This is a genomic window from Gordonia jinhuaensis, from assembly GCF_014639795.1.
GTDB lineage: Bacteria > Actinomycetota > Actinomycetes > Mycobacteriales > Mycobacteriaceae > Gordonia_B > Gordonia_B jinhuaensis.
Map to the genome: position 1 here is coordinate 19911 of NZ_BMGC01000005.1, position 26262 is coordinate 46172.

24 protein-coding genes are annotated in these 26262 nt (G+C 67.6%); 11 read left to right on the forward strand and 13 right to left on the reverse strand.

The window, feature by feature from the left end; genetic code table 11:
• The 5 genes from IEW22_RS05050 to IEW22_RS05070 all read left to right on the forward strand — a co-directional run bounded on the left by IEW22_RS05050 (position 1) and on the right by IEW22_RS05070 (position 3661).
• Positions 1-1116: an alpha/beta hydrolase gene (locus IEW22_RS05050; RefSeq protein WP_188585519.1), complete on the forward strand. Its 1116-nt coding sequence runs from the start codon at positions 1-3 to the stop codon at positions 1114-1116.
• Positions 1117-1167: 51 nt separating this feature from the next.
• Positions 1168-1521, forward strand: coding sequence for a VOC family protein (locus tag IEW22_RS05055; protein WP_188585520.1), 354 nt, complete (start codon positions 1168-1170; stop codon positions 1519-1521).
• A 37-nt stretch (positions 1522-1558) separates the two neighbouring features.
• Positions 1559-1861: a DUF2316 family protein gene (locus IEW22_RS05060; protein WP_188585521.1), complete on the forward strand. Its 303-nt coding sequence runs from the start codon at positions 1559-1561 to the stop codon at positions 1859-1861.
• Between the two features lie 167 nt (positions 1862-2028).
• The gene (locus IEW22_RS05065; protein ID WP_188585522.1) at positions 2029-2781 is read left to right on the forward strand and encodes a fructosamine kinase family protein; all 753 of its coding nucleotides are present in this window, start codon (positions 2029-2031) and stop codon (positions 2779-2781) included.
• Positions 2782-2896: 115 nt separating this feature from the next.
• A complete protein-coding gene (locus tag IEW22_RS05070) occupies positions 2897-3661 on the forward strand; it encodes an SDR family NAD(P)-dependent oxidoreductase (protein WP_188585523.1) in 765 nt (254 codons plus the stop codon).
• On the opposite strand, the gene IEW22_RS05075 is transcribed toward IEW22_RS05070, so the two are convergent.
• Positions 3615-4700 carry an EamA family transporter gene (locus IEW22_RS05075; protein ID WP_188585524.1) on the reverse strand — a complete coding sequence of 362 codons (1086 nt, stop codon included), beginning with the start codon at positions 4698-4700 and terminating at the stop codon, positions 3615-3617. The two genes, IEW22_RS05070 and IEW22_RS05075, sit on opposite strands and share 47 nt — an antisense overlap.
• Before the next feature lie 70 nt (positions 4701-4770).
• Here IEW22_RS05075 and IEW22_RS05080 point away from each other — a divergent pair, with 70 nt between their 5' ends.
• Positions 4771-5625: a LysR family transcriptional regulator gene (locus tag IEW22_RS05080; RefSeq protein ID WP_188585525.1), complete on the forward strand. Its 855-nt coding sequence runs from the start codon at positions 4771-4773 to the stop codon at positions 5623-5625.
• Positions 5626-5757: 132 nt separating this feature from the next.
• Here IEW22_RS05080 and IEW22_RS05085 read toward each other — a convergent pair whose 3' ends face one another.
• Positions 5758-6714, reverse strand: coding sequence for an NADP-dependent oxidoreductase (locus tag IEW22_RS05085; protein WP_188585526.1), 957 nt, complete (start codon positions 6712-6714; stop codon positions 5758-5760).
• Positions 6715-6732: 18 nt separating this feature from the next.
• Positions 6733-8124: an aspartate aminotransferase family protein gene (locus IEW22_RS05090; protein ID WP_188585527.1), complete on the reverse strand. Its 1392-nt coding sequence runs from the start codon at positions 8122-8124 to the stop codon at positions 6733-6735.
• 233 nt (positions 8125-8357) lie between these two features.
• Here IEW22_RS05090 and IEW22_RS05095 point away from each other — a divergent pair, with 233 nt between their 5' ends.
• Entirely contained in the window at positions 8358-9584 is a 1227-nt protein-coding gene (locus IEW22_RS05095; protein WP_188585528.1) for an NAD(P)/FAD-dependent oxidoreductase, read from the forward strand.
• Positions 9585-9647: 63 nt separating this feature from the next.
• Here IEW22_RS05095 and rnhA read toward each other — a convergent pair whose 3' ends face one another.
• From rnhA to IEW22_RS05115, 4 genes are read right to left on the reverse strand one after another with little or no spacing between them, the layout of a single operon-like run.
• Positions 9648-10139, reverse strand: coding sequence for a ribonuclease HI (rnhA, locus tag IEW22_RS05100; RefSeq protein ID WP_188585529.1), 492 nt, complete (start codon positions 10137-10139; stop codon positions 9648-9650).
• 46 nt (positions 10140-10185) lie between these two features.
• Positions 10186-10857: a rhomboid-like protein gene (locus IEW22_RS05105; RefSeq protein ID WP_188585530.1), complete on the reverse strand. Its 672-nt coding sequence runs from the start codon at positions 10855-10857 to the stop codon at positions 10186-10188.
• A complete protein-coding gene (locus IEW22_RS05110; RefSeq protein WP_188585531.1) occupies positions 10854-12059 on the reverse strand; it encodes a DUF475 domain-containing protein in 1206 nt (401 codons plus the stop codon). The genes IEW22_RS05105 and IEW22_RS05110 overlap by 4 nt, the downstream gene beginning before the upstream one ends.
• Positions 12060-12087: 28 nt before the next feature.
• A complete protein-coding gene (locus IEW22_RS05115) occupies positions 12088-12420 on the reverse strand; it encodes a hypothetical protein (RefSeq protein WP_188585657.1) in 333 nt (110 codons plus the stop codon).
• Between the two features lie 325 nt (positions 12421-12745).
• Between IEW22_RS05115 and IEW22_RS05120 the strand changes: the two genes are divergently transcribed.
• On the forward strand, positions 12746-13090 hold the full coding sequence (locus IEW22_RS05120; protein WP_188585532.1) for an RNA polymerase-binding protein RbpA: 345 nt from the start codon (positions 12746-12748) through the stop codon (positions 13088-13090).
• A gap of 230 nt (positions 13091-13320) precedes the next feature.
• Here the strand turns inward: IEW22_RS05120 and IEW22_RS05125 are convergent, their stop codons facing one another.
• The 5 genes from IEW22_RS05125 to cobN all read right to left on the reverse strand — a co-directional run bounded on the left by IEW22_RS05125 (position 13321) and on the right by cobN (position 21790).
• Positions 13321-14139: a polyprenol monophosphomannose synthase gene (locus tag IEW22_RS05125; RefSeq protein WP_188585533.1), complete on the reverse strand. Its 819-nt coding sequence runs from the start codon at positions 14137-14139 to the stop codon at positions 13321-13323.
• A complete protein-coding gene (lnt, locus tag IEW22_RS05130) occupies positions 14123-15787 on the reverse strand; it encodes an apolipoprotein N-acyltransferase (RefSeq protein WP_229742209.1) in 1665 nt (554 codons plus the stop codon). Before lnt ends, IEW22_RS05125 begins: the two co-directional genes overlap by 17 nt.
• A gap of 62 nt (positions 15788-15849) precedes the next feature.
• Complete coding sequence (locus tag IEW22_RS05135) at positions 15850-17478, reverse strand: amidohydrolase (protein ID WP_188585535.1); 1629 nt, start codon at positions 17476-17478, stop codon at positions 15850-15852.
• 127 nt (positions 17479-17605) lie between these two features.
• Complete coding sequence (locus tag IEW22_RS05140) at positions 17606-18088, reverse strand: FxsA family protein (protein ID WP_188585536.1); 483 nt, start codon at positions 18086-18088, stop codon at positions 17606-17608.
• Positions 18089-18151: 63 nt separating this feature from the next.
• A complete protein-coding gene (gene cobN, locus IEW22_RS05145) occupies positions 18152-21790 on the reverse strand; it encodes a cobaltochelatase subunit CobN (protein ID WP_188585537.1) in 3639 nt (1212 codons plus the stop codon).
• Positions 21791-22120: 330 nt separating this feature from the next.
• On the opposite strand from cobN, the gene cobG reads away from it, so the two are divergent.
• Genes cobG through IEW22_RS05160 form a run of 3 tightly spaced genes read left to right on the forward strand, consistent with a single transcriptional unit; the run spans position 22121 to position 25528 of the window.
• Positions 22121-23302, forward strand: coding sequence for a precorrin-3B synthase (gene cobG / locus IEW22_RS05150; RefSeq protein ID WP_229742198.1), 1182 nt, complete (start codon positions 22121-22123; stop codon positions 23300-23302).
• Positions 23303-23322: 20 nt separating this feature from the next.
• A complete protein-coding gene (locus tag IEW22_RS05155) occupies positions 23323-23946 on the forward strand; it encodes a precorrin-8X methylmutase (RefSeq protein ID WP_188585539.1) in 624 nt (207 codons plus the stop codon).
• Positions 23947-23950: 4 nt separating this feature from the next.
• Complete coding sequence (locus IEW22_RS05160; RefSeq protein ID WP_188585540.1) at positions 23951-25528, forward strand: precorrin-2 C(20)-methyltransferase; 1578 nt, start codon at positions 23951-23953, stop codon at positions 25526-25528.
• Here IEW22_RS05160 and IEW22_RS05165 read toward each other — a convergent pair.
• A complete protein-coding gene (locus IEW22_RS05165; protein WP_188585541.1) occupies positions 25516-26262 on the reverse strand; it encodes a cobalt-precorrin-6A reductase in 747 nt (248 codons plus the stop codon). The genes IEW22_RS05160 and IEW22_RS05165 overlap by 13 nt on opposite strands.

The following is a 26262-nucleotide window of genomic DNA, read 5'->3' on the forward strand; positions in this document are numbered from 1 at the left end:
ATGGTGATGGCCGATCGACCTGAAGTCGAAACCGCTTCGGCGCCGGTGACCGCTCTGACGATCGCCGGGCTCGGCGAGAGCATGCTCAACGGGCTGGCGCGGGTACCCTTCCGCAAACCGTGGAAGGGACCTTCGGGGCTGTTGGACAACCTCGGGCAGTCGGTCACCCGGCAGGCGGTCCGCTCGTTCATGGGGTACTCGATGGGACTGCCCATCGAGGAGTTCCGGTCGATGGAGAAGATCCTCGACACGATCTGCCGCGTCGTGGTGCCGCCGTTCGTCGGGCTCACCGACGGTGTGGAGATCAAACGCGACACCATCGGCGGTGTTCCCGGTCTGTGGTGCCGCGCGAAGGCGAGCACCGACGAATACGTCGACGACAGCGGCGAGAAACAGACCATCGGCGCGACGATCCTCTACCTGCACGGCGGCGGCTACATCGGGACGTCGCCGATCATGTACGCGGCCTTCGCCGCGTCACTGGTCGACGTGACCGGTGCCGAGGTGTTCATCGCCGACTACCGGATGGCGCCCGAATTCCCGTTCCCGGCCGGTGTCCTCGACGCCGCCGATGTCTATCAGGGTCTGCTCGACCGCGGGGTCTCCCCCGACCACCTCGTGATCGCCGGCGACTCCGGAGGCGGCGGGCTGGCCACCTCACTCATCGGCTATCTGCACACCCACAACCGCCCGATGCCCGCGGCAGTGGCGTTGTTCTCCCCCGAAGTCGACCTCGACCTCGACCATCCCTCGATCACCGAGAACGCGCAGTTCGACATCCTCCCGTGGAACGTTCCGGTCACCCCGTATCTGCATGGCGTGCAACCCAACGACGGGCGGGTCTCGGCGATCTACGCCGAACCCGACCCGGAATGGTTTCCCCCGACGTTCATCTGCTGGGGATCCGACGAGATGTTCCGCGACGGGATCCGCGAATTCACCGAGAGTCTCAAGAAGGCTGGTGTACAGGTGGAGGAGATGGAGGAGTACGGCATGTTCCACGTCTTCCCGATCCTGATGCCGTGGGCCGAGTCGTCCAAACGGGTGTTCCGGCGACTGTCGGAACTCGCGAGCACATACGTGAAGGAAGACCCGAACGCCGCACAGACGCACTGAATCGCCACGGCGGCCGGGTTCATCACCCGACCAGGAGAAGGGAACAACACAGTGAGTGACAACGACGTGCGCATGATCGTGCTTTCCACAGACGATCTCGACGCATCGATCAAGTTCTACACCGAGACAGTGGGGATGACGCTGAAGTTCCGCGACGGCGCGCATTACGCAGCGCTCGACGGCGGTTCGGTGACGCTGGCCCTCGCAACGGACGTGGACCATCCGATTCCCGGTCAGGTGGTCGTCGGCATCAAGACCGACGATGTAGACGGGAGTGCCAAGGCGGTTGAGGAGAGCGGCGGGGGAATCGTGAAGGGGCCCTACGACGACGCGCACGAACGCCGCGCCGTGGTCTATGACAACAAGGGCAACGGGCTGGTGTTCTACAGCCCGCTCGCCCGCTAGGCCGCAGTCTCGTCGCACCTGAGATGACGTCACAGCCATGTCGCTGAATGCCCGGGAGCGGCACCGCACGAGCGACGAGCTCGGCGCGAATCTCGTCATCTCCGGTCTGACGACCGAGGAGTTGCGCCAACGTCTCGGGTTCACCACCGGTCAACTCGACGCCGCAATGGCCGCGCGCACGAGCGATCCTGCCGAGGTGTGGCTTGTGCGCGACTACCTCGAGAGCGTGATCGCGCGCCGTGGCGCAACCCCGTTCCCCTATTCGGTGCTGACCGAGGATGCACGTCGGATGGCGCAGATCTGGTTCGATCTCGCGACGCCTCCGCCACCCGAGCCCTGACCCGTCCCCTTCTGGCGTCCTGCCCCTCGAATGGCCGGCCTGTCCGTTGCGGCATACCCGATACGCGCGAATCGGACGAAACGCCTTTGGTTGCAGCATGATTGGTCAATCTCGGTCGACGCTCGACGTCAGCGGGATCGCGCTGTGGATGCGTACACTCGGTCGTGATGGAGACGTTCACCAAGCGAACCACCGGTCGTCCGGCTCACTGGGAGGTCGCGGGCCTGTCCTGGCTGGCCGAGCAGAAGTCTGCCGGCGGGGCGGATGTGGTCGAGGTGGTCGGGCTCGACAGCGGCGGATTGACCGAGTCGCGGGTCGTCGAGACCGGCGCGTCGCCGGACGCCGCGTCAGATTTCGGTCGTCGCCTGGCCGTTACCCACGATGTGCACGACGTCAACTGGGGTGAGGGCCCCCGCGGCTGGGAGGGCAGCGGCTACCGCGGACCCAACCAGCGCCTGCTCGACCTCCCGCTGACACCTCAGGAGAGCTGGGGAGTCATGTACGCAGAGAATCAGCTGATGTCGCTGGTACCCGACGCGGGATATGACGCGACAGGAGTTGCGGTCTTCGAGCGTCTGGCGCAGCGCCTCCGCGACGGCGAGTTCGAGACCGGCGACTCCCCCGCACGCCTGCACGGTGACCTGTGGTCGGGCAACCTCATGTGGACCTCCGACGGATGTGTACTCATCGACCCCTCGGCGCACGTCGGTCACCGAGAGACCGACCTCGCTGCGCTGGCGTTGTTCGGCTGCCCCTATCTCGACCGGATCATCAACGGCTACAACGAGGTTCATCCACTCGCCGGTGGCTGGGGTGAACGAGTGCGGCTGCATCAGCTGTCGATGGTCCTCATGCACGCGGTGGTGTTCGGCGGCGGGTACCGGCGTGAAGCGCTCGAGATCGCGCGCGCATACGGGTGAATGTATATGGCGCGCAACGCCTGACAGCCGCGGGCCCATGTCGGAGTGCATCGATCGATTCGGCGATGGCCGAGGAGACGACTGCGGAGAAGACGACAACGAAGGAGAAGAGAACATGGCAGATGCTTTCCTCAACAAGGTTGCATTGGTAACCGGCGGCGCGTCGGGTATCGGCAAGGCGGTGGCGGTGGCGCTGGCCGCGCAGGGAGCCGCGGTCTCGGTGGCCGACCTACGCAAAGATGCGGCGCAGGATGTGGTCGAGGAGATCACCGGCGCCGGTGGTACAGCCGTGGCCGTGGAGGTCGACGTATCCGACCCGGCGCAGGTCAAGAACGCCGTCGACCAGACGGTGAGCGCATTCGGCAAACTCGACCTCGCGCTGAACAACGCGGGTATCTCCGGACCCACCGGACTGCTCGGCGACTACGACGACTCCGACGGCTTCGCCGCGTACAAGAAGCTGATCGGGATCAACCTCGACTCGGTGTATTTCGGTATGCGCTACGAGATCCCGGCGATGCTCGCTGCCGGCGGTGGTGCGATCGTGAACACCTCCTCGATCCTCGGTGTGGTCGGCGAACCGACCGCGACGCCGTACACCACGGCCAAACACGGTGTCGCCGGGATGACGAAGGCGGCCGGCGCCGGCTATGCCGCCCAGGGCATCCGCATCAACTCCGTGCATCCGGGCTACATCGAGACCCCGCTGCTGGCGAACATGGATCGTGACGCCTACAACGGGCTGGTCGCCAAACATCCGATCGGCCGTCTGGGCACGGTCGAGGAGGTCGCGAATATGGTCCTGTTCCTGCTGTCGGACACGTCCACCTTCATCAACGGTGCGCAGTTCGTGGTCGACGGCGGCTACACAGCGGTCTGACGAACGGCACGCGGGACCGTCCCGGCGAAACGACGGCGTTGCCGGGGAGCTGATCGTCGCCGGGGAGCTGATCGACCGGTGGTGCCTGAATCGGCAGTGCTGTCAGCGGCAGTTCGGGAGCCGCCGCGCGGGACCGCGACGCCGCGCGCCGCAGCGACAGGACTGCGGCGACGTTGGACGCGACGATCAACGACATCCCGATCCATTCGTGGGCGGTGAGGTACTCGCCGAGGGTGACCATGCCCAGTAGTGCGGCCCACACCGGGTTGAGGCTGGTGAGGGTGGCGAACAGCCCGGGGTCCGCACGCCGAAGTGCCAGCAGGTCGACGGCGTAGGGAATCGCGGAGGCGAGAATGCCCGCTGCCACCGCGTATCCCAGCGCTGCGCCGTGCAGTCGCCCTGACACGATGAGCGCGACCGTCAGCGGCGCATACACCACCGCGGCGATCATGGTGGCCAGTGCTGTGCCGGTGATACCCGCAACCCGCTGCCCGAGAACCTGATTGAGGACGATGTAGTTCGCCCAGCAGGCGGCTGCCACCAGCGCCAGTCCCACCCCGAGGTAGTCGGTGGACGGGCCCGGGAGCACCAGAACGTAGACGCCGAGGGCGACGATCACCGCCAGCAGACCTTCGCGTGATCGCCGGAATGCCCACAGCGCCACCGCCAGTGGCCCGAGGAATTCCAGCGATACCGCCAGACCGAGGCCGACCCGCTCGATAGCGGTGTAGAGGGCGAGGTTCATCACACACACGGTCGCCGCGAGCGCGAGGATCGGCCACCACTGGGCCCACCGGAGTCCGCGAACCGTCGGCCGACCCACGATCCCCAGGGTCACGGCGGCGATGAGCTGGCGGACCGCCACGACGCCTGCCGGGCCGATCGCCGGGAAGGCCAGCGCGGCCAGCGCGGCACCCGTCTGATTACTGAGGCTGCCCGTCAGCGACAGCCCGACACCCGCTGCGGTCTCCCGCGAGGAACGCGCCGAGCCCGCCGAGACCGGGGTCGGCGCATCGTTGGTGTGCGACTCGATGGTCATGACAGATGAGTGTGGCCGGTGCCCGACCGGCTGCAAAATGATCGCTGCGCACCAGCTATACCATTTGCGTATGGGACTTCAGATCCGCCACCTGCGTGCCTTTCTGGCCGTGGTCGAGGAGCGCACCTTCACCGACGCGGCCCTCGTGCTCGATCTCTCGCAGGCCGCGGTCTCACGGTCGGTGGCCGCGCTGGAACGGGAATTGGGGGTGCGACTGCTCGAACGGGGCCTGCGCGAGACCACGCTGACCGAGGCGGGCAAGCGGATCATCGGCCCGGCACGGCGGACGCTGGCCGAGGCCGACTCGATCGTCACCGCACTCGACAGCTACGCCACCGAGGTGCGTATCGGCTACTCATGGGGTGCGCTGGGAGCACACACGGTGACCGTCGGTGACGAGTGGACTGCCCGGCATCCCGATCGCGAACTGCTGTTCGTGCAATCCGATTCCGCGGTCGCGGGCCTGACGGAGAAATGGGTGGATTTCGCCGTCCTGCGTCGTCGCGCCCAGAATCGTCGGGTGCACGCCGAACGTGTGGGTACCGAGCCGCGGCATGCCGCGTTGTCGACGCGCGACCCGCTGGCACGTCGGCGTCGACTGGACCTGGCCGACCTGGCTGATCGGACTGTCGCGGTCGATCCCCAGTCGGGCACCACCACACCGGAGCTGTGGGCAGGGACCGAGGGACCAGCTCATGTGCGCCGTACCCACAACGTCGACGAATGGCTCACTCTCATCGCCGGCGGACGCGCGGTGGGCATCACCCCCGAGGCCACAGTGGGTCAATATGCGCGGACCGGGGTCACCTACCGCCGCTTACGCAACGTGCCGCCGGTCGAGGTGTGGCTGGCATGGCGTGAGGGCGACGAGCCCGCCGACGCACAGGAACTCGTCGAGATCATGCGGCAGGCCTATTCGGTCTGAGCGGGTGTTCTGACCCTGCAGCCTGGACTCCTGCGGCCGGTACGAGCCGAGTCCCCATGGCGGAGGCCACCGATCGTCCCCGTGGCGGAGGCCACCGATCAGCTCGGTGGCGGAGGCCACTTACGTTGCCCCTCAACGGTTGTCGGGCCGCAGAGGCTCAGGTAGCTCGGTGGACAACACGATCTTTCCGTGGGTGTGTCCGGTGTCGAGTTCAGCGTAGGCCTCACGGACCGACTGCAGCGGATACACCGCGGCGACCGGCATCCGCACCGCGCCCCAGGCGACCAGCTCAGCGATCGCAGACAACACGGTCGTCGACGAACCCTCGGCGTTGCCCACCGACCGGACTCCGAACCGATCGACGGCGGCGAAGTCGGCGATCGTGTCGATGCGGCTGGTGTGGACTCCGAGTGACAGCGCGAGTTCCACGTAGCCGCTGCCGTGGGTGTCCAGAAAGGCGGTGATGCCGCTCGGGGCGGCGTCGCGCAGCCGGTCGGCGAGGCCGTCGCCGTATGCGACGTGGTCCACGCCCACCGACCGCAGATACGCGGCCGACGACTGACCGGCGATCCCGATGACGCGTGCGCCGGTCCGCGCGGCGAGCTGCACGGCGAGAAAACCGACCCCGCCGGCCGCGCCGCTCACCGCGAGCGTGTCGGATCCGTTGAGCCGCAGAGAGCGGACCGCGGCATAGGCGGTGGTCCCGGCGACGAACATCGAGCCGGCCCGGTAGAAATCGAGTGTCGGCGGCTTGACGATCACATGCGCGGCGGGCAACGCCACATGGTCGGCCTGCGACGAACGTTCGTCCGACCATCCCATCACCTCGCTGCCCACCGGCGGGGCCCCGTCGGCGTCGGGTGCGGCGGCGGCGACGAGTCCGGCGACATCGCTGCCCTGTCCGGAGGGGAAGGTCGACGGAAACCTGGTGGCCAGTTCACCACGGCGGATGCGGGATTCGCCCGGGTTGATACCCGCTGCCAGTACCCGCACGAGCACCTGCCCCGGGCCCGGCGTCGGTATGGGCACCTCGGCGATGTGGAGCTGGTCGACCGATCCGTAACCGTCGAGCTGTACGCGCCTGCTCACGACTCGACGCTACCTGCCTCAGGCCGGTCGGTCCCCCGTGTTCGCGGCAGCGTCACCGATCGCCTGGTCGAGAATGGCCAGCCCCAGATCGAGTTCGGCGTCAGAGGCGTTGAGCGGCGGTGCGATTCGGAAGATACCGCCCATACCCGGCAACTGGACCACGTTCATGTGCAAACCGAGTTCCAGACACCGCTCGGTGATCGCCGCGCCCAATGCGTCGCGCCCGGTGGCGACCGCCGATCCCCCAGCGTCCTCGGGTGTCACGAGCTCGATGCCCTGCAGCAACCCCCGCCCGCGCACATCCCCCACCACCGCGTGGCGCGAGGCTATGTCGGTGAGTCCGGTGCGCAGCCGGTCCCCCGACCGTGCGACCTGTTCGGCCATCGAGTCGCGCTCGAGGATGTCGAGCACGGTGTTGCCCACCGCGGCGACCAGTGGATCGGACACGTGCGTGGTGAAGAACAGGAAACCCCGTTCGTGTGCGGCGCGTTCGATCTCCGGCGACGTGATCATCGCCGCGAGCGGCAATCCCGCGCCGAGGGTCTTCGACAGCGTCAGGATGTCGGGGACGATGCCGTCGCGTTCGAAGGCATACCAGTCACCGGTGCGACACAGTCCGGTCTGTGCCTCGTCGACGATCAGCAGCATCCCCCGCTCCTCGCATTTGCGTTTCAGCGCAGCGAGATAGCCCTGGGGAAGGTCGATGATGCCGCCGGAGGACAGGATCGGTTCCACGATCGCGGCGGCGAGCGCGCCCGTCGATTGTGCGTCGACCATGTCGAAGCCCATGTCGAGCTGGCGCTGCCAGTCCAGGCTGCCGTCGGGATGGGTGAACGTGGGGTGAAAGGCGTCGGGTGTGGGCAATGCGAAGTTGCCGGGGGCCACCGGACCGTAACCGCGTCGGCCCGAACTGTAGGTGGCGGCGACCGCGCCCTGGGTCATGCCGTGCCACGACCGTGAGAACGACACCACCTCATGGCCGCCGGTGACGAGCTTGGCCATTCGAAGCGCGGCCTCGTTGGACTCGCCACCGGTGGTCAGCAGGATGACCTTCTCCAGCGGCTCGGGAAGTGTCTGCGCGAGACGGCGACTCAGATCGACAACCGGGCGCGAAAGCATCCCGCTGAACAGGTGATCGGCCGTTGCCATCTGGCGTGTCACGGTGGCCACGATCTCGGGATGGGAATGACCGAGGATCGCCGACATCTGGCCCGAGGTGAAGTCGAGGAGTGCGCGACCGTCGGCGGTGTAGACGTAGCTGCCGGAGGCGGACTCGATGATCTCGGGGCTGAACGAGCCGCCGTAGCGGATCACGTGACGATCCACATCGGACCAGAACGCCGACTCGTCGGCGGATCGGGTGGGGGCCGGTGTCTCGCGTCGAATGTGCGTACCCTGTCGGACTGCCATCGTCCCAACCTAGGGGCTCGGTGCAGGCCGCGTCCACGCGAGAGGTCCACGCAAGAGGTCCACGCGAGAGGTCCACACAAGACGTCCACGTGAGAGGCCTGCCGCGCACAACGACCGGTGGCTGGATCGTCAATCGACGCATGAGGCTCAACCGAGGTATGGGGCTCAACCGAGGTATGGGCTCAGGGGTCACGTGTAGCGTCGAAAACAACGACGCTATGGAGGTGATCGACATGTCCACCCATCAGACATTCGTGATCGTGGGCGGCGGTCTCGCCGCGGCCAAGGGCGCAGAGGCGCTGCGCGCCAATGATTTCGACGGAGATGTCGTCCTGATTGCCGGAGAGGACCGACTTCCCTACGAGCGGCCACCGCTGTCCAAGGAGTTCCTGGCGGGTAAGCAGAAGATCGCCGATTTCACCACTCACGACGCCGATTGGTATCGCGACAACAAGATCAACCTGCGCCCCGGTACACGCGTCGAATCGATTGATCGCGGCGCCAAGACCGTCACTTTGCCCGACGAGTCGACGGTGCATTACGACAAGCTGTTGCTCGCCACCGGATCGTCGTCGAGGCGTCCCGATCTGGCGGGAATCGACGCCGATGGCGTCCATCTGCTGCGCACCTACGACGAGGCGGAGGCGCTGTCGAAGGCGTTGGAGTCCACCGAACACCTCGCCATCGTCGGCGCGGGGTGGATCGGGCTGGAGGTGGCGGCGAGCGCGCGCGGACGCGGAGTCGAAGTGACCGTGATCGACCCGGCCGAACTGCCGTTGCGCACGGCGCTGGGTCCCGAGATGGGTGAGGTGTTCGCGGCTCTTCACCGCGATCACGGGGTGGATCTGCGACTGTCGACCAGTGCCGACGAACTGGTTGTCGAGGGCGGTGCGGTGACCGGTGTGAAGCTCAGCAGCGGTGAAACCGTCTCGGCCGACACAGTTCTGGTGGCGGTGGGAGCCGCTCCCGATGTGGCGCTGGCTGAGCAGGCCGGCCTCGACCTCGACCTCGGCGGTGTGGCGGTGGACTCCTCACTGAGGAGCAGTGACCCCGACATCTTCGTGGTCGGCGACATCGCAGCGGCGCAGCATCCGATCCTGGGTGAACGAATTCGGGTGGAGCACTGGGCCAATGCGCTCAACCAACCCGCAATCGCGGCGCTGGCCATGCTCGGTCAGGACGCGCAGTACGAGAATCTCCCCTACTTCTTCACCGACCAGTACGAGCTGGGTATGGAGTACTCGGGATACGCGCCCACCTACGACAAGGTGGTGGTGCGCGGTGATCTGGACAGGCGCGAGTTCGTCGCGTTCTGGGTGGACTCGGCGGGCAGTGTGCTCGCCGGTATGCAGGTCAACATCTGGGATGCGCTCGACGATGTGAAGCGACTGGTGGCCGCGCAGTCCGCTGTCGACCTGGTCAAGCTGGCCGACCCGGACGTGGCACTGGGCGATCTGTGACCGTGACCCCAGACCGCACGGGGTGTCAGCAACTCACTGACCCGAGGCTCACTGACCTGAGATTCACCGACCTGATTTGAGTCGCTTGGCGGCCGTCGTCGCCAGCACGTCGGCGCGTTCGTTGTTGACGTCGCCGGCGTGGCCCTTGACCCACCGCCACTCGACGTCGTGTCGTTTGGTGAGGTCGTGCAGTTCACGCCACAGCTCGGCGTTCTTGACCGGCTTCTTGTCGCGGGTCTTCCAGCCGTTGGCGATCCATCCGTTGATCCACTGGGTGATGCCGTTGCGCACATAGGTCGAATCGGTGTGCAGGACGACCCGGGTGGGACGGGTCAGCGCTTCGAGTCCGCGGATGGCCGCGGTGAGTTCCATCCGGTTGTTGGTGGTGTCGGGCTCGGCGTCGGAGAGTTCCTTCTCATGCTCGTTGTAGCGCAGCACCGCCCCCCACCCGCCCGGTCCGGGATTGCCCAGACATGCGCCATCAGTCCACATCTCGACGACCTGGGTGGTCGCTGACGGCTCGGTGCGTGGGGACTCGGTGTTGTCATCGGGCATGACTGGTGACGATACCGGGCCCAATCAGCTTGCTCGTGGGGGCCGCTCACCCGTCCGGTGCTGTGGAGGAGTGCTTGGCGCCGAACAGTCGAGGTCGGCGGTCGGCGGGGATCAGCGGGTAACAGAGCAGTCCGATCAGTGCTGCGGTGAAGTGACCGACGTCGGTGAACGTGACATCGCCGAACAGCGGGATGGCGAGAAAGCCCACCACAACGACGACATAGACGAAGCACCACGGTCTGCGGATGTGGTAAGTGAGGATGCCGGCGACACCGGCGAGTGCATAGCTGACGCCGAAGTCGAGGACGTAGGCCTTGGACATCGGTTCGGCGCCCTCGCGGATGGCCAGCGACAACAATCCCTGGCTGATCAGGGTGGCCCCGATATGCGTGATGAGGCACACCGCCAGCCACCGCACCGTACCCAGCCACCGTTCGACCGGTACGTGAAAGATGTTGTAGAGCACGAAATAGGCGAACCAGTAGGCGCCGTCGAGCCAGAACAGGCTCGACCACAGCACACGGACCGGGTGTCGGGTCAGCTCAACCAGATTGGTGGAGCGTGCGGCGAGGATGTGGTGGACCGCATCGGCAGGCAGGACGTGCTGAAGGATCGTGGTCACCAACAGGACTGCCAGCCACGTGTAGGTCCCGGGTGCGCTGCGGATCACGCGACCGACCCATGTGCCCACGTCGGTCACCCTGTGCGCGAGCGTCATCGGTCTGACTGGCTCTCGCCGGCTGCTCCGGTATCCGTCGATGTACCGATCTCACTCGAGGCCCCGGAGTTGCCGTCGGAGTCGCCGTCGATGCCCGAATGCTGCGCCTGTGTGCGCCGCTCGGCGACCCCTCGTCGCCGCCGGTCGCGTCGGTTGGCCACCACACTCGACAGGAAGGCCGCGCCGATGAATGCGATGCCGATCAGGCCGGTCACCACATCGTTGATGTGATGGGAGATGGTGATGAACAAGATGATCGCGAGCGCGCCGATCGCCCAGTGCGCACCGTGTTCGAGATAGCGGTACTCCGAGAGGGTGCCGGCGCGGACCAGATAGACGGTGAGTGATCGAACGAACATGGCGCCGATGAACCCGAGTCCGAGCGCGATGATGATCGGGTCGGCGGTGATCGCGAATGCGCCGATCACCCCGTCGAACGAGAACGACGCGTCGAGCACCTCGAGGTAGAGGAACAGGAAGAACGCGGCTCGACCGGTCGCCTTGACCACCGATCCGTCGCCGCTGGTCCCCTCTGCGAACCGGTCGGTGTGGAACAGTGAGGCGAGACCGTTGACCACGAGATAGGTGACGATTCCGAGGATCCCGGCGATCAGCACCGTCGAGCGATGCAGATCGGGTGCCAGGTACTCGGCCACCAGCACCAGGGTGATGAGCGAGAGAACCACGGGAACCTGTTGCAGTCGACCGACCGCGGCGAGTGGACGTTCGATCCACGACAGCCAGGTGACCTCGCGCGGGGTGAACAGGAAGTCGCAGAACAGCATGAACAAGAACATGCCGCCGAATGCGGCGATCTGCGGGTGTGCGTCGGTGAGGATCTTCTCGTAACTCGGCGATCCGTCGGCGAAGGTGTCGGCGCCGTTGGCTGGTGGGTTCATCGCGAGGTCGAAGGCCTCGACCGGATTGAGTCCCGAGGTGATCCACACGATCACCAGCGGGAACAGCAGCCGCATGCCGAACACGGCGATCACGACACCGACAGTGAGGAAGATCCGCTGCCAGAAGTCGCTGAGGCGTTCGAGAATCGTGGCGTTGATGACAGCGTTGTCGAACGACAGCGACACCTCGAGCACGCCGAGGATGACCGCGAGGGCGACCGCCTCCCACCCGCCGTAGACGAATGCGACCACGAGGGCGATCAGCGAGACAACGATCGACGAGGCGAAGACACGCAATGCCATGGTCACGTCCTCGATATCGCGTCGCTGCTCATCGCATCCGTTCGGCGTCGCGGGCGAGCACCAGCAACTCATCCGACAGGCCGCTGAGTTCGTCGCGATCGGCACCTTCGGTGATCGCGGTGGCGAGATCCTCGGCCGCGCACCGCAGCATGAACAGGCGGTCGAGCATGTCTTGAGCTTCCTGCGCGGACAGGATCACCGAATCCTCGGCCAACGAGGTGCCGGCGACGGCGTTGCGCTGTTCGTAGGCTCGCTGCCGGCAGGACTGCCGGCAGTATTTGCGCCTGCGCCCGGTCTCGGAGTCGGTCATCTCGCGCCCGCACCACGCGCAGGCGTAGGGGCGTCGCGTGGCTCGGGTCATCGTGGCCGCCGACCCGACGAGAACGTGCACCCTGTCATGATCCCCGACCGTACCGGCGATCCGCGTCGGGGTGGTGCACGGCCCATCGTGTCGGCAGAGGTCGCCGACCTCGACGTGGTGGCGACCGTCATGACATATCACGGGTAGAATAAGCCGGGCTGTTCGCGCGGCGACACGGGTCGTCGGCGCTCGCGCCGGGCGAGTCCGCAGATGCGGCAGCTCCCCACGCCCGGATCGACACTTCTCGGCGAGACACCTCGCCGAGGAAATACCACACCAGGGTGCGCGCGTTCTGGCAAGTGGATTTGGAAGAGAGGACACAGCAATGGCAGACCGAGTTCTTCGGGGAAGCCGTCTCGGAGCGGTGAGCTACGAGACAGATCGCGATCATGACCTCGCTCCCCGACGCATCGTGCAGTACCGCACCGACAACGGAGAGATCTTCGACGTCCCCTTCGCCGACGACGCGGAGGTTCCCTCGAAGTGGCCGTGCAAGAACGGCATGGAGGGGACCATCCTCGAAGGCGCCGAGCCGGAGGAGAAGAAGGTCAAGCCGCCCCGTACACACTGGGACATGTTGCTCGAACGTCGCAGCGAGGAGGAGCTCGAGGTGCTTCTCAACGAGCGTCTGGACCTGCTCAAGCAGCGTCGGCGCGGAGTGGGTAACTGAGCCCCTGACCTACGGGCCCCCTGACCTATCGAGCACGCTGACCCATCGAGCCCTGACCTGGTGGCCAGGTGGGAGTTCAGGTGATCTGAACGACGCCGCAGCCCCGGCATCACGGACTCACGATGTGTCAGAAAGGGCCCGGCTTCGTCGAAGGACGAAGCCGGGCCCTTTCTCGTATGTGGTTGCCGTCGGGTGAGTGATTGCCGCGGGGGTGATTGCCGCGGGGGTGATCAGCCCTGACGCCGTCGCAGTGCGGAGCGCACCTGTTCGACGCGTCGCTGCAGACCCCACCGGGCCACCTTGGTGAAGGCCTCGCCCATCACGCTCCCGCTCATCTTCGACTCGCCGATCTCGCGTTCGACGAAGGTGATCGGCACCTCGGCGACCGCGAAGCCTTCCTGGACGGTGCGCCAGGCCAGGTCGATCTGGAAGACGTAACCGTGGGATTCGATGCTGTCGAGGTCGAGCTTCTCGAGGACCTCACGACGGTAGGCGCGGTAGCCGGCGGTGATGTCGTGGATCGGTGCCCCGAGCGCCAGCCGGGCATAGGTGTTGGCGCCTTTGGACAGCAGTTCCCGCTGGATCGGCCAGTTCACCAGTGCGCCGCCGGGGACGTATCGGGAACCGATGACGAGGTCGTAACCCTGGTTCACGCGGTCGAGGAGACGGTGCAGCTGCTCGGGTCGATGACTGCCGTCGGCGTCCATTTCCACCAGGACTCGATAGCCCCGCGACAGCCCCCACTCGAAACCCTCGACGTAGGCGGTGCCCAACCCGTTCTTCTCGCTGCGGTGCAGCACGTGGACGAGGTCGTCGGCTGCGGCGATCTCGTCGGCGACCTCACCTGTGCCGTCGGGGCTGCCGTCGTCGACTACGAGAACCGCAACCGAATCGAGTGCGGCGCGCAAGCGCTCCAGGATCTTCGGCAGATTCTCGCGCTCGTTGTATGTCGGGATGATGACGAGAGCGCCGTCTCCCCCCGGACCCACGACTGCGGTCGTACCGTGGCGGTCGCCGCTCGTGTCGGGCCCGTCAGTCCCGGCTGCCATCGAACTCCTTCGCGGTAGCGTGCTGCGCCCGCGAGCCGGGCGCCGTTGATCCGGATGCCGCCGTACCGGGCGGATCGGTGTGGTCGTCGTGGCTGCTGCGCCGCGTACGCAACCGCAGTCCGATGACCGTTAGAAGCCCCGCCAGCGTACACACCACGACGACGATCTCAGGAATCTGCCCCAGCACGTCGGAGATGGTCTTGTCGGTGTGCAGGGGGATCTCCGCCTCGAGCATCGCGGGGACGAAGAACCCACTCCTGCTCGAGGTCGAGCCGTCGGGTGACACCACTGCGCTGACGCCGGTGGTGGCGGCGACGACGACGGCCCGACCGTGTTCGACGGCGCGCACCTGCGACATGGCCAGCTGCTGGTAGGTCATCTCGGTGCGGCCGAAGGTGGCGTTGTTGGTGGGGACCGAGAGGAACTGCGCGCCGTGGTCGACGGATTTGCGGGCCGAACGGTCGAATGCGACCTCCCAGCAGGTGGAGATGCCGACGGTGACCGGGTCGCGGCCGGTGATCGGCACCGACACCACACCGGGCCCGTGACCTGGCTGGAAGTGTCCGGCCTGGTCGGCATAGGACGAGAAGAGCCGGAAGAACGACCGCATCGGGAGGTATTCGCCGAAGGGCTGGATGATCTGCTTGTCGTACCGCGCGATCGGCCCGCGGGCGCCGTCCCAGACGAGGACCGAGTTGGTGGGTCCGGGCTCGCCGTCGACCAGCGTGCCGACCATGATCGGTGCCCCCACCGCTTCCGACGCCCCGGAGATCTCGTCGGCGGCGTCGGAGTTGACGGTCGGGTCGATATCGGAGGAGTTCTCCGGCCAGATGACGATGTCGGGGCGTGTAGCCTGCCCGCTGTTGATCCGATCGGCCAGGGCGAGGGTCTCACGGATGTGGTTGTCGAGAACCGCTCGTCGCTGCGCATTGAAGTCGAGGCCGAGCCGGGGAACGTTGCCCTGGATGGCCGCCACGGTGATCGTGTCGTCGGAGTGATTCGCGTGGTGGACCGGTGCCCACATGATCGCGGCACAGATCGGCCCGGCGAGTGTGGCGATCACCGCGGTGATCGCGCCCACGCGCACGAGCGGCTGGTCGCGTCGGCGCCGCAGTACGAGGACGGCGATGAGCGAGGCGAGTCCCGCGCCGGTGAGTGCGACCGCGAAGGACAGTCCCGGCACGCCGAACAGTGCGGCGACCGGCAGGAGCGGACTGCCGATCTGGCTGAATGCTGCTCTCCCCCAGGGGAATCCGCCGAACGGGAACGCTGAGCGTGCCCATTCGACCGTCACCCATGAGGCGGCGAACCACACGGGCGCGGCGCGAAGACGCATGACCGTGGTGGCCACTGCGCCGAACAGTGCGTAGTACACCGCGAGCACGACCGACAGCGCCACCCACGGCAACGGGCCCACGTAGACGCCGATCCACGGCAGCAGAGGCAGGAAGAACGACAATCCGAAGGCGAAACCGACCCAAGCGCCCATCGCCGCCGAGATCCGTCCGGTCGACAGTGTCGCGAACAACACGGCCAGTGACGCGATGGCCAGAAACCACAGGTCACGAGGGGGGAACGAGGCCCACATCAGTACACCGGAGAGGACCGCTCCGGCGGTGCGCGCGAGGAATTCTCGCGTTGGGGCCATCCGCTGCAGGCGGGATCGGCGAGGTTCGGTGGTGGCGACCCGTGGGTCGGCGGCGGTGGTGCTCATACGGTCTCGGCGGCGTCGAGGGCGCCGGTGTCGTAGACGACGGCGCCGGCGCTGACCGTGCGCAGACACCGCGGCAGTGCTGCTCCGGGTGACACATCGGGCAGCGGCGGCACGCCCGAGCGCGGATCGGTCGACCAGCGCTGCACGCGTGGTGAGGAGGCCGCGACCACCAGATCGTCGACGTCCCAGACCGCGTAGTGCGCGGGCGCACCGGGCACCAGTGTGCCGCTCACCCCGTCGTTGACCCCACCGGCACGCCAGCCGCCGCGGGTGCAGGCGGCGAAGGCGGCCCGCGGAGACACCGCGCTCTCTGGGTCATGGTGGTGTGCTGCGGCACGGATGGTCTCCCAGGGGCGCATCGACGTCACCGGCGAATCGGAGCTGAACGACAGGTTCACGCCCTCGCGTGCCAGTCCCGCGAAATCGTTCATGCCCGCCACACGCTCGGCGCCGAGGCGCTGCTCGTAGAGATCTCCCGGTCCGCCCCACAGCGCGTCGAACAGCGGCTGCATACTCGCGGTGACGCCGGCCGCCGCGAGCGAAGCCGCCTGGGCTCTGGTGACCATCTCCGCGTGTTCGACACGGTGCGCACAGCGCGCGACCACTGCTGAGCCGAATTCGGCGACGACGGTGTCCAGCGCGGTCGCCACGATGTCGGTCGCCGCATCCCCGATGATGTGGAAACCGGCTTGAACGCCCGCTGCGGTGCAGGCCCGCAGATGGGCCAGAACCGCCTCGGCCGGGATGTAGTTGACGCCCCGGCCGGCCGGGTCGTCGGTGTAGGGAGACGACAGGAACGCGGTGTGTGAACCGATCGCGCCGTCGACGAAGAGGTCACCGCCGAGCGCGTCGGCGCCGGTGGCCGACATCAGTTCGCGGGCGTGATCGGCATCGGTGGCCAGCTGACCCCAGTACCGCCGGATGAGCACGGGGTGATCGATCGTCGCCAGTGCCGCGAAGTCGCCGAGGCCGCTGATGTCGGGGCCGCCGTTCTCGTGGACGGCGACGATCCCGTGGGCCAGTGCGTCGTCGAGCGCTCGTCGCGCGGCACGCGCACCGGCCGCGGGCGTGATCAGCGCACGGGCCCGGCCGCGCACCTGATGATGCGCCTCGGCGGTCAGCGGCTGGTCGGGATCGAATCCCGGCAGTGTCTCGAGGTCGTCGACCAGGGCCCGCAGCGACGACGATGCGGCTGCGGAATGTTCGTCGATCCGGGCCAGATACACCGGCCGACCGCCCGCGATCGCGTCGATCTCGGCGGTGGTCGGCGGCCCGGGGATCGGCCAGGCCGAATCGTCCCAGCCCAGGCCCCAGATCAGCTCGCCCTCGGGTGCGCGGTCGCAATACGCGGCGAGCGCGCGAAGGCACGATTCACGGTCGGTCACCTCGGCGAGATCGAGACCGTCCAGGGACAGTCCTGTCGAGGTGAGATGGACATGCGAGTCGACGAAGGCCGGCGCGACGAAGGCGCCGGCGAGGTCGATGATCTGCGCGTCGGGATGCAGGGCGCGCCCGACGTGATCGGCCCCCACCCACACGACGGTGCCGTCGGTGACGGCCATGGCTGTGGCATCAGGCGAGGCGGGCGAATAGATCCGGCCCCCCGTGAGCAAGTGTGTTCCCACAATGGTCCAGTGTGCCTGCCGCCTCGGCGCACCGTGTCAGGAGGTGCGGGCAGACGGATGAGTGTGCCGGGGCGTGCACCTATGTCAGGAGTCAGGGAGTTTGTCAGGAGTCAGGGAGTCCGGGGAGTCAGGGAAGCGGGTGACGTCCCTGGCCGGCGTCGGGATGGCCGCCGTAGTGCGGGGTGTCGACCACTTCGCCGTCGATCACCGTGGCGCGGCTGAACCGGTTCATCACACCGGCGCCCTCGACACGGCGCAGGATGCGATTGGCACCGAACGCGGCCACGACCGGCCGTGCGACCCGGCGCAACCCGGGGATCAGCAACAGGATGCCCAGCACCGTCGACACCAGCCCGGGTACCAACAGCAGGACACTGGATACCCCCAGCACGGCGGTGTCGGCCAGTGGTGCGCGCGAATCGGTGTATCCGTTGGCGGCCCGGCGCAACTCGGAGAGCACCCGCGCGCCGGTGCGGCGCAGCAGCAGGAAGCCCACGAACGTCGCCAGGATGGTGATGAGCACCGCCCACGCGAAGCCGATGGAATAGCACAGCGCCACGAACACCCCGATCTCGACGATGAGGTAGGCGGCGAACACAGCAAGCTTCATACCGTGTTCAACGGATGAGGTGGCCGATTTTCTCCCGATTTCGGTAAAGAGTTGGAAAAAATGTCAGTCGCCCTCGATGTCGCCCTCGGCGGCGAGGTAGGCCGACTGCAGCTCGTCGAGCAGCTCACGGGGCGGCTCCGACCACATCCCGCGCGACACCGCTTCGAGCAGTCGTTCGGCGATGCCGTGCAGTGCCCACGGATTGGACTCGGTCATGAACTCGCGCGTGACCGGGTCGAGGACGTAGTTCTCGGTGAGCTTCTCGTACATCCAATCGGCCACCACCCCGGTGGTGGCGTCGTAGCCGAACAGGTAGTCCACGGTGGCGGCCATCTCGAAGGCGCCCTTGTAGCCGTGGCGGCGCATCGCCTCGATCCACCGGGGATTGACCACGCGGGCGCGGAACACCCGGGCTGTCTCCTCCGACAGCGTGCGCGTGCGCACGGCCTCCGGGCGGGTCGAGTCGCCGATGTAGGCCTCCGGCGAGGTGCCGGTGAGTGCGCGCACCGTGGCGACCATGCCGCCGTGGTACTGGAAGTAGTCGTCGGAGTCGGCGATGTCGTGCTCGCGGGTGTCGGTGTTCTTCGCCGCGACCTCGATCCGGCGATAGGCCGACCGCATGTCCTCGACGGCGGCCACACCGTCCTTGCCGCGGCCGTAGGCGTATCCGCCCCAGGCGGTGTAGACGTGTGCCAGATCGTCGTCGGATCGCCATTGACGGCTGTCGATCAGCGGCAGCAGTCCCGCGCCGTAGGTGCCGGGTTTGGAACCGAACACACGGGTCGCCGCACGGTCGTGGTCGCCGTGTTCGGCGGTGTCGGCGCGCACGTGGGCGGCCACATGGTTGGACCGGTCATCCTCGTCGAGAGCGGCGACCAGCCGCACGGCGTCGTCGAGCATCGTCACCACATGCGGGAAGGCGTCGCGGAAGAAGCCGGAGATCCGGACGGTGACGTCGATGCGTGGCCGGCCCAACTCCGACATCGGGATCACCTCGAGGTCACGGACCCGGCGGGAGGCCTCATCCCACACCGGCATCACGCCGAGCAGGGCGAGGACCTCGGCGATGTCGTCGCCGGAGGTCCGCATGGCACTGGTCCCCCACACGGACAGGCCGACCGACTTCGGATAGGTGCCGTGGTCGTCGAGGTAGCGCTGGAGCAGGGAGTCGGCCATCGCGCGACCGGTCTCCCAGGCCAGCCGCGACGGCACGGCCTTGGGGTCCACCGAATAGAAGTTCCGGCCGGTGGGCAGCACGTTGATCAGACCGCGCAGCGGCGATCCGCTGGGGCCGGCGGGGATGAACCCGCCGTCGAGGGCGTGCAGCACCCGGTCGATCTCGCGACCGGTCTGACGTAGCCGCGGCACCACTTCGGTAGCCGCGAAGTGCAGGATGTCGGCGACCGCCGGGGGGTGTCCCTGGGCGAGGTCGCCGATACGCTCGGTGTCCCAATCTGCCTTGGCGCAGGCGGCCACCAGCTCTCTCGCCGTCGCCTCGACCTCGTCGGTCCGGCTGCGTTCGTCGGCGGATTCGTCGAGACCGAGTGCCTCGCGCAACCCCGGGAGCGATTGGCTGCCCGCCCACATCTGCCGTGCTCGCAACATCGCCAGCACGAGGTCGATCTCGGCGTCGCCGGCGGGAGCCGACCCCAGCACATGCAGGCCGTCGCGGATCTGGACGTCCTTGATCTCGCACAACCACCCGTCGACGTGCAGGAGCATGTCGTCGAACGACTCCTCGTCGGGGCGCTCGGTCAGACCGAGGTCGTGATCCATCTTGGCCGCCTGCAACAACGTCCAGATCTGCTGGCGGATCGCGGGCAGCTTGCTCGGATCGAGTGCGGAGATGTTGGCGTGCTCGTCGAGGAGTTGTTCGAGACGGGCGATGTCGCCGTAGCTTTCCGCGCGCGCCATCGGCGGGATCAGATGGTCGACAAGCACCGCGTGCGCGCGCCGCTTGGCCTGTGTTCCCTCACCGGGGTCGTTGACGAGGAACGGGTAGATCAGTGGCAGTTCACCGATCGCGGCGTCGGGTCCGCATGACGCCGACATGCCGAGGGTCTTGCCGGGCAGCCACTCGAGGTTGCCATGCTTGCCCAGATGGCAGATCGCGTCGGCGCCGAATCCCTCCTCTGCCGTGGGTGCGGCGAGCCACCGGTAGGCAGCCAGATAATGATGCGACGGTGGCAGGTCGGGGTCGTGATAGATCGCCACCGGATTCTCGCCGAATCCGCGGGGTGGCTGCACCATCACCATGATGTTGCCGAATTGCAGTGCGGCAAAAACGAATTCGCCGTTCTCGTCATGTGAGGTGTCGACGAACAGGTCGCCGGGCAGCGCACCCCAGTGCTGCTCCATCCCCGCGCGCAGATCATCGGGCAGGCGCTGGTACCACTGGCGATAGCGGGCGGCGGAGAGGCGGTGGGGGTTGTCGGCCATCACCTCCTCGGTCAGCCAGTCCGGATCCTGGCCGCCGGCGGCGATCAGCGCATGCATGAAGGCGTCGGAATCGTCGGCGGCGGCATCGGCGCCGAATCCGGGGATCTCGTCGAGGTGGCCGAGGTCGTAGCCCGTATATGCCAGCGCTCGCATCAGGTGCAGGAGGCTGCGGGGTGTGTCGAGACCGACGGCGTTGCCGATGCGGGCGTGTTTGGTCGGGTATGCCGAGAGCATCAGGACCACCCGACGCCGCTGCGGCGGGATCTGGGCCAGTCGCGCGTGCCGGAACGCGATGCCGGCGAGCCGGTCGCAGCGCTCGTCATCGGCCCGATAGGACGGGAGCCCGTCGTCGCCGAACTCCTTGAACGAGAAGGGAACCGTGATGATGCGGCCGTCGAATTCGGGAACGGCCACCTGTGTCGCCACATCCAGCGGCGACATGCCCTCGTCACCGCCCGCCCACTGCTCGCGCGAGGAGGTGAGGCACAGTCCCTGCAAGATCGGGATATCCAGTGCGGCAAGGCGTTCGATATTCCATGCGTCATCGTCACCACCGGCCGACGCCGCACTCGGCGTAACGCCGCCGGCGGCGAGCACGGTCACGATGAGCGTATCGGCACGGCCGAGCTCGTCGATGAGATCGTCGGGGGCTGTCCGAAGAGAGGCGCAGAAGATCGGCAGCGGCCGGGCTCCCCGACGTTCCAGCGCCCGGCACAGACTGTCGATGTAGCCGGTGTTTCCCGCGAGATGCTGTGCGCGGTAATAGAGTACGGCCACACACGGGGCGTCGGCGGGCAGCGTCGCGGCGGCCGGATCCGGTTCGCGGTCGAGAACACCCCAGTACGGCACCGCCTGCGGCGCCTCGAACCCCTCCCCTGACATCAGCAGGGTGTCGGAGAGGAATCGGTGGAGGTTGACGAGATTGGTCACCCCGCCCTGTGAGAGGTAGTCATGCGCTTCGGCGGCCACCCCGGTCGGCACCGTGGACAGCGACATGAGTTCGGGGTCGGGCAGCTGTTCGCCGGAGACCACCACGGTGGGCAGGCCGCGACGCAGCACCGCGTCGAGGCCGTCGCGCCAGGCCTGCCGGCCACCGAGGAGCCGGACCACGACCACGTCGGCGCCGTCGAGGAGTTCGTCGAGCTGATCGGCCAGCAGTGAGTCGCCGGCCATCAGCCGGGCCGGGTTGGCGACGCGGAAGCCGACCCCCGAGGCGCGGGCGGTGATGAGATCGGTGTCAGATGTCGACAGGAGTGTGATCATCGGTGCCTCCTACCGGGAGTGCGCGCCCGGATCGAGTGACGGGGCATGCGTGCCGATGGGCTCGCATGCGGACGGGTCTGACTTCGCCCCGCGTCCGCGAGACGTCACAGTGGCGCGACCGTGCCGGATTCCCACCGGCTTCCGCATCCGCGGCCCAGCCTAGTTGGTGCACGTACCCACCACGCGGCGCAGGTACCGCGACAACAGCCGGTCGGTGGTGAGTAGGTCGGTGGTGAGTAGGTCGGGGTCACGATGGGTGGCCTCCGGCAGGTACAGGTGGTCGGTGCGTGGGCGTGACCGCGCGTCGGTCGACCTCCTACCCTGATGAGGATGACGCCGCGACCAGCCGACCGATGCCCCGGTGTGTTGACCACACACGCCGGAGCCGACGGTGCGCTCGCCCGGGTGCGGCTGCCGGGAGGACGCATCAGCCCCGCGGAGCTGGATGCACTCGCCGACATCGCCGAGCGCTATGGCGACGGCCATCTGGAGATCACCTCGCGGGCCAACATCCAGCTGCGCGGAGTGCACGACTCCTCCTCGCTGGCCGACTCGGTCGCCGGGGCCGGACTGCTGCCCTCGCCCGCCCACGAGCGGGTGCGCAACCTCGCGGTCTCCTCGCTCACCGGACGTATCGGCGGACGTGCCGACGTCTGGCCGATCGGTGCGGCGCTCGACGCCGCGATCCTGGCCGATCCGCAGATGAGTGGTCTGCCGGGCAAGTTCTGGTTCGGCGTGGATGACGGACACGGCGACGTGGTGTCGCTGGGTACCGACCTCACCTATGTCGCCGAGGATCCCGGTCGCGGAGTGGTCGCGGTGGCCGGACTGCCGCGTGTCGACGTGGCGAGCTCGGATGCGGTCGCGGCGCTGGTCTCTGCGGCACGACACTTCGTCGACATCCGCGTAGACCGCTGGCGGGTGAGCGATCTGAATGCGGGTGAACTGGCCGACCTCACCGCGGCGATCACCGAGATCACCGGTACGTCCCCGTCCAGCGGGTCGGTGGCCGCCGCCGGCATGGATCCGTCGATCACCACCCCGGCATCCGAGGACGCACCGCTGGTCGGATGGTTCGATCAGGATGACGGCCGGGTGCTGCTCGGCGGGGTGGTCGAGCATGCCCGGCTACCCGCGCGGCTGGCCCACTTCCTGGCCGCGGTGGACAGGCCCGTCATCCTCACTCCCCGACGCGAGATCCTGGTCTGCGATCTGGACGAAGGTGTCGCCGAGGCGGTGGTCCGGGTGCTCGCACCCATGGGCATGATCTATGACGCGCGTTCGCCGTGGGCGCGACTGACGTCCTGTGTCGGTGCGCCCGGTTGTGCCTCCGCGTTGGCTCCGGTGCGCGACGATCTGGCCCAGCGGGCGAGCACCTGGGCTGTGGAGGACGGACGTGAACACTGGGTCGGCTGCGCGCGCGCGTGCGGACGTCCACGCACCGATCACACCCTCGTGCTGGCAGATCCCGACGGCTATCGCCGCATCGGGTCGGTCCCTGTGCAGCGGTGACCACCGAATAGGGTGAGCGCGTGTACGAGTACGTGCGTGATCCCGCCGAGATCTATCGGCGATCGTTTGCGACGATCCGGTCCGAAGCCGATCTGTCGGCCTTCGACGACGACCTGGCGCAGGTGGTGGTGCGGATGATCCACGCATGCGGCCAGACCGATCTCACCGCCGACGTCGCCGCCTCACCGGGGGTGGTCACCGCCGCGCGTGCGGCATTGCGCGCAGGCGCACCCATCCTCTGCGACGCCCACATGGTCGCCTCCGGGGTCACCCGGTCACGATTGCCCGCCGATAACGAGGTGATCTGTCTTCTCGGCGATCCGCGGCTGCCCGACCTCGCCGCCGCGGCACACACCACCCGCACGGCTGCCGCGGTGCGATTGTGGGAACCGCTCCTGCAGGGGGCTGTCGTGGCGATCGGCAATGCGCCCACCGCACTGTTCGCGCTTCTGGAGATGATCGACGCCGGCGGTCCCCGCCCGGCGGCCGTGGTCGGCGCACCGGTCGGCTTCATCGGCGCCGCCGAATCCTGCGAGGCGCTCGCCGCCCACGGCGGTGTCGACTACCTCACCGTGCGCGGGCGACGTGGTGGATCGGCCATCACCTCGGCAGCGGTCAATGCGCTCGCGAGCACGAGGGAGTGAGTCGATGACCGACAACCGCCGGCAGACATCCGGTGACCTCGAGACCGATTCTGATGCACGGCATTCGGGAAAACTGTGGGGGGTCGGACTGGGGCCGGGAGATTCCGAGTTGGTGACCGTGAAGGCCGCCCGGGTGCTTGCATCCGCCGAGGTGATCGCCTTTCATTCGGCGCGACACGGGCGCAGTATCGCCCTGGGTGTCGCCGAACCCTATCTGCGCTCCGACCAGATCCGTGAGCAGCTGATCTATCCCGTCACCACCGAGGTGACCGACCATCCGCGCGGATATCGTGGGGCGCTCGACGAGTTCTACGCCGAGGCAGCCGAACGCCTAGCCGACCATCTGCGCGCAGGGCGTGACGTCGCACTGCTGGCCGAGGGTGATCCGCTGTTCTACAGCTCCTATATGCACATGCACAAACGGCTGAGCGGCGACTTCGAGACCGAGATCATCCCCGGTGTCACATCGGTCAGCGCCGCCTCGGCGGCCGCCGGCATCCCGCTGGTGGAGGCGGAGGAGACACTGACCGTGCTGCCCGCGACGGCACCCGCCGACGAACTGGCCCACCGTATCGCCGGAGCCGACGCGGTGGCGATCATGAAGCTGGGCAGGCAGTTCGACAAGGTTCTCGGCGTCCTGCGCGCTGTCGGCGTCGCCGACCGCGCCTTCTATGTCGAACGTGCGTCGACCGATCGGCAGGTCGTGCGTGCACTCGAGGAAGTCGATCCGCATTCGGTGCCCTACTTCTCGATGATCGTCATCCCCGGCGACATGAACAACCCGGCCGCACGCGCCGACGATGTACGAACCGCTGTGGGCGACGGTGATCGCTCTCCCCTCGGCGAGGTCGTGGTGGTGGGGCTGGGTCCCGGCGCCGACCGCTGGACCACCCCGGAGGTGTCGGCCGAGTTGGCCACCGCCACCGACCTCGTGGGTTACAAGACCTACCTGTCGAGGATCACGCCTCGTGCCGGACAGCGCATACACGCCAGTGACAACCGGGTGGAGAGCGAACGTGCCTGTATGGCATTGGATCTCGCGCTCTCGGGAGCTCGGGTGGCGGTGGTGTCCTCCGGCGATCCGGGTGTGTTCGCGATGGCGACCGCCGTGATGGAGATGGCCGCCGAACCGCGATGGCGCGATGTACCGGTGCGCGTGATGCCGGGCATCACCGCGGCCAATGCCGTGGCCGCGGCTGCGGGTGCGCCCCTCGGACACGACTATGCGGTGATCTCGTTGTCGGACAGGCTCAAGAGCTGGGATGTCATCGTCGACCGAGTCCGGGCGGCGGTGCACGCCGACCTTGTGCTCGCGATCTACAACCCCGGGTCGGGTGAGCGCACCTGGCAGGTCGCCGCGTTTCGGGAACTGCTCATCGACTCGGGCGCCGGTGACCGAGTGCTGGTGGTGGGCCGAGACGTCGGTGGCCCCGACGAGTCGGTCCGCATCACTACACCCCGTGAACTCGATCCGGGATGCGTCGACATGCGCACACTTCTCATCGTCGGCTCGTCGACCACCACCGTGGCCCGCCGCGACGGCGTGCCCGTCACTTACACCCCGCGCACCTACCGCCCGTGAGCCTCGACTCCACGCAGCCAGGCCAGTGCGGCCTCCACGGTCTCGACAGTGGTCACTCCCGTCGGCAGCGGCGGACGCCTGACCATCACCACCGGTAATCCGAGTTCGGCCGCGGCATCGAGTTTCGGGCGTGTGTGGGCGCCACCGGAGTTCTTGGTGACCAGCATTTCGATGCCGTTGTCGCGCAGCAGTGTTCGTTCTGCGTCGAATTCATAGGGACCGCGATCGGTGATGAGCTGGTGGCGGGCGGGCAGCGGCGGTGCCGGTGGGTCCACGACCCTGATCAGACACCACGCCGCCAGGTGAGCGAATGCGGCGAGATCACGTCGCCCGGTGGTGATGAACACCCGGTCGACCGCGTGGTCGGCGATACGTCGGGCGGCGTCGTCGACGGTGTCGACCAGCTGCCAGTCGTCGCCGGGACCCGGTGTCCACTCGGGTCGCACGAGCGTGCACAGGGGGATGCCGGTGACCTCTGCGGCCGCCGCGGCATGCCGGGAGATCGCTTGCGCAAACGGATGAGTCGCGTCGATGATCGCCCCCGGCCGGGCGGCCCTCAGCCAGTCGACGAGTCCGTCGACACCACCGAAACCGCCGATGCGGACCTCGCCGGCGGGCAGCGCCGGATCGCGCACCCGGCCGGCGAGCGAACTGACGGTGGGAATCGACTCGTGGGCGCACCGTTGTGCGAGCATGCGGGCCTGCGCGGTACCGCCGAGTACGAGGACGGCCAC

What these genes read in the sequence shown, in the direction of transcription:
- IEW22_RS05090 (WP_188585527.1), bottom strand. Translation starts at nt 8,124, where the DNA reads ATGGCAGTCCGACAGGGTACGCACATTCGACGCGAGACACCGGCCCCC.
- IEW22_RS05080 (WP_188585525.1), top strand. Translation starts at nt 4,771, where the DNA reads ATGGGACTTCAGATCCGCCACCTGCGTGCCTTTCTGGCCGTGGTCGAG.
- IEW22_RS05065 (WP_188585522.1), top strand. Translation starts at nt 2,029, where the DNA reads ATGGAGACGTTCACCAAGCGAACCACCGGTCGTCCGGCTCACTGGGAG.
- IEW22_RS05105 (WP_188585530.1), bottom strand. Translation starts at nt 10,857, where the DNA reads ATGACGCTCGCGCACAGGGTGACCGACGTGGGCACATGGGTCGGTCGC.
- IEW22_RS05095 (WP_188585528.1), top strand. Translation starts at nt 8,358, where the DNA reads ATGTCCACCCATCAGACATTCGTGATCGTGGGCGGCGGTCTCGCCGCG.
- IEW22_RS05120 (WP_188585532.1), top strand. Translation starts at nt 12,746, where the DNA reads ATGGCAGACCGAGTTCTTCGGGGAAGCCGTCTCGGAGCGGTGAGCTAC.
- IEW22_RS05160 (WP_188585540.1), top strand. Translation starts at nt 23,951, where the DNA reads ATGACCGACAACCGCCGGCAGACATCCGGTGACCTCGAGACCGATTCT.
- cobN (WP_188585537.1), bottom strand. Translation starts at nt 21,790, where the DNA reads ATGATCACACTCCTGTCGACATCTGACACCGATCTCATCACCGCCCGC.
- IEW22_RS05060 (WP_188585521.1), top strand. Translation starts at nt 1,559, where the DNA reads ATGTCGCTGAATGCCCGGGAGCGGCACCGCACGAGCGACGAGCTCGGC.
- IEW22_RS05110 (WP_188585531.1), bottom strand. Translation starts at nt 12,059, where the DNA reads ATGGCATTGCGTGTCTTCGCCTCGTCGATCGTTGTCTCGCTGATCGCC.
- IEW22_RS05075 (WP_188585524.1), bottom strand. Translation starts at nt 4,700, where the DNA reads ATGACCATCGAGTCGCACACCAACGATGCGCCGACCCCGGTCTCGGCG.
- lnt (WP_229742209.1), bottom strand. Translation starts at nt 15,787, where the DNA reads ATGGCCCCAACGCGAGAATTCCTCGCGCGCACCGCCGGAGCGGTCCTC.
- IEW22_RS05140 (WP_188585536.1), bottom strand. Translation starts at nt 18,088, where the DNA reads ATGAAGCTTGCTGTGTTCGCCGCCTACCTCATCGTCGAGATCGGGGTG.
- cobG (WP_229742198.1), top strand. Translation starts at nt 22,121, where the DNA reads ATGACGCCGCGACCAGCCGACCGATGCCCCGGTGTGTTGACCACACAC.
- rnhA (WP_188585529.1), bottom strand. Translation starts at nt 10,139, where the DNA reads ATGCCCGATGACAACACCGAGTCCCCACGCACCGAGCCGTCAGCGACC.
- IEW22_RS05050 (WP_188585519.1), top strand. Translation starts at nt 1, where the DNA reads ATGGTGATGGCCGATCGACCTGAAGTCGAAACCGCTTCGGCGCCGGTG.
- IEW22_RS05115 (WP_188585657.1), bottom strand. Translation starts at nt 12,420, where the DNA reads ATGACCCGAGCCACGCGACGCCCCTACGCCTGCGCGTGGTGCGGGCGC.
- IEW22_RS05070 (WP_188585523.1), top strand. Translation starts at nt 2,897, where the DNA reads ATGGCAGATGCTTTCCTCAACAAGGTTGCATTGGTAACCGGCGGCGCG.
- IEW22_RS05125 (WP_188585533.1), bottom strand. Translation starts at nt 14,139, where the DNA reads ATGGCAGCCGGGACTGACGGGCCCGACACGAGCGGCGACCGCCACGGT.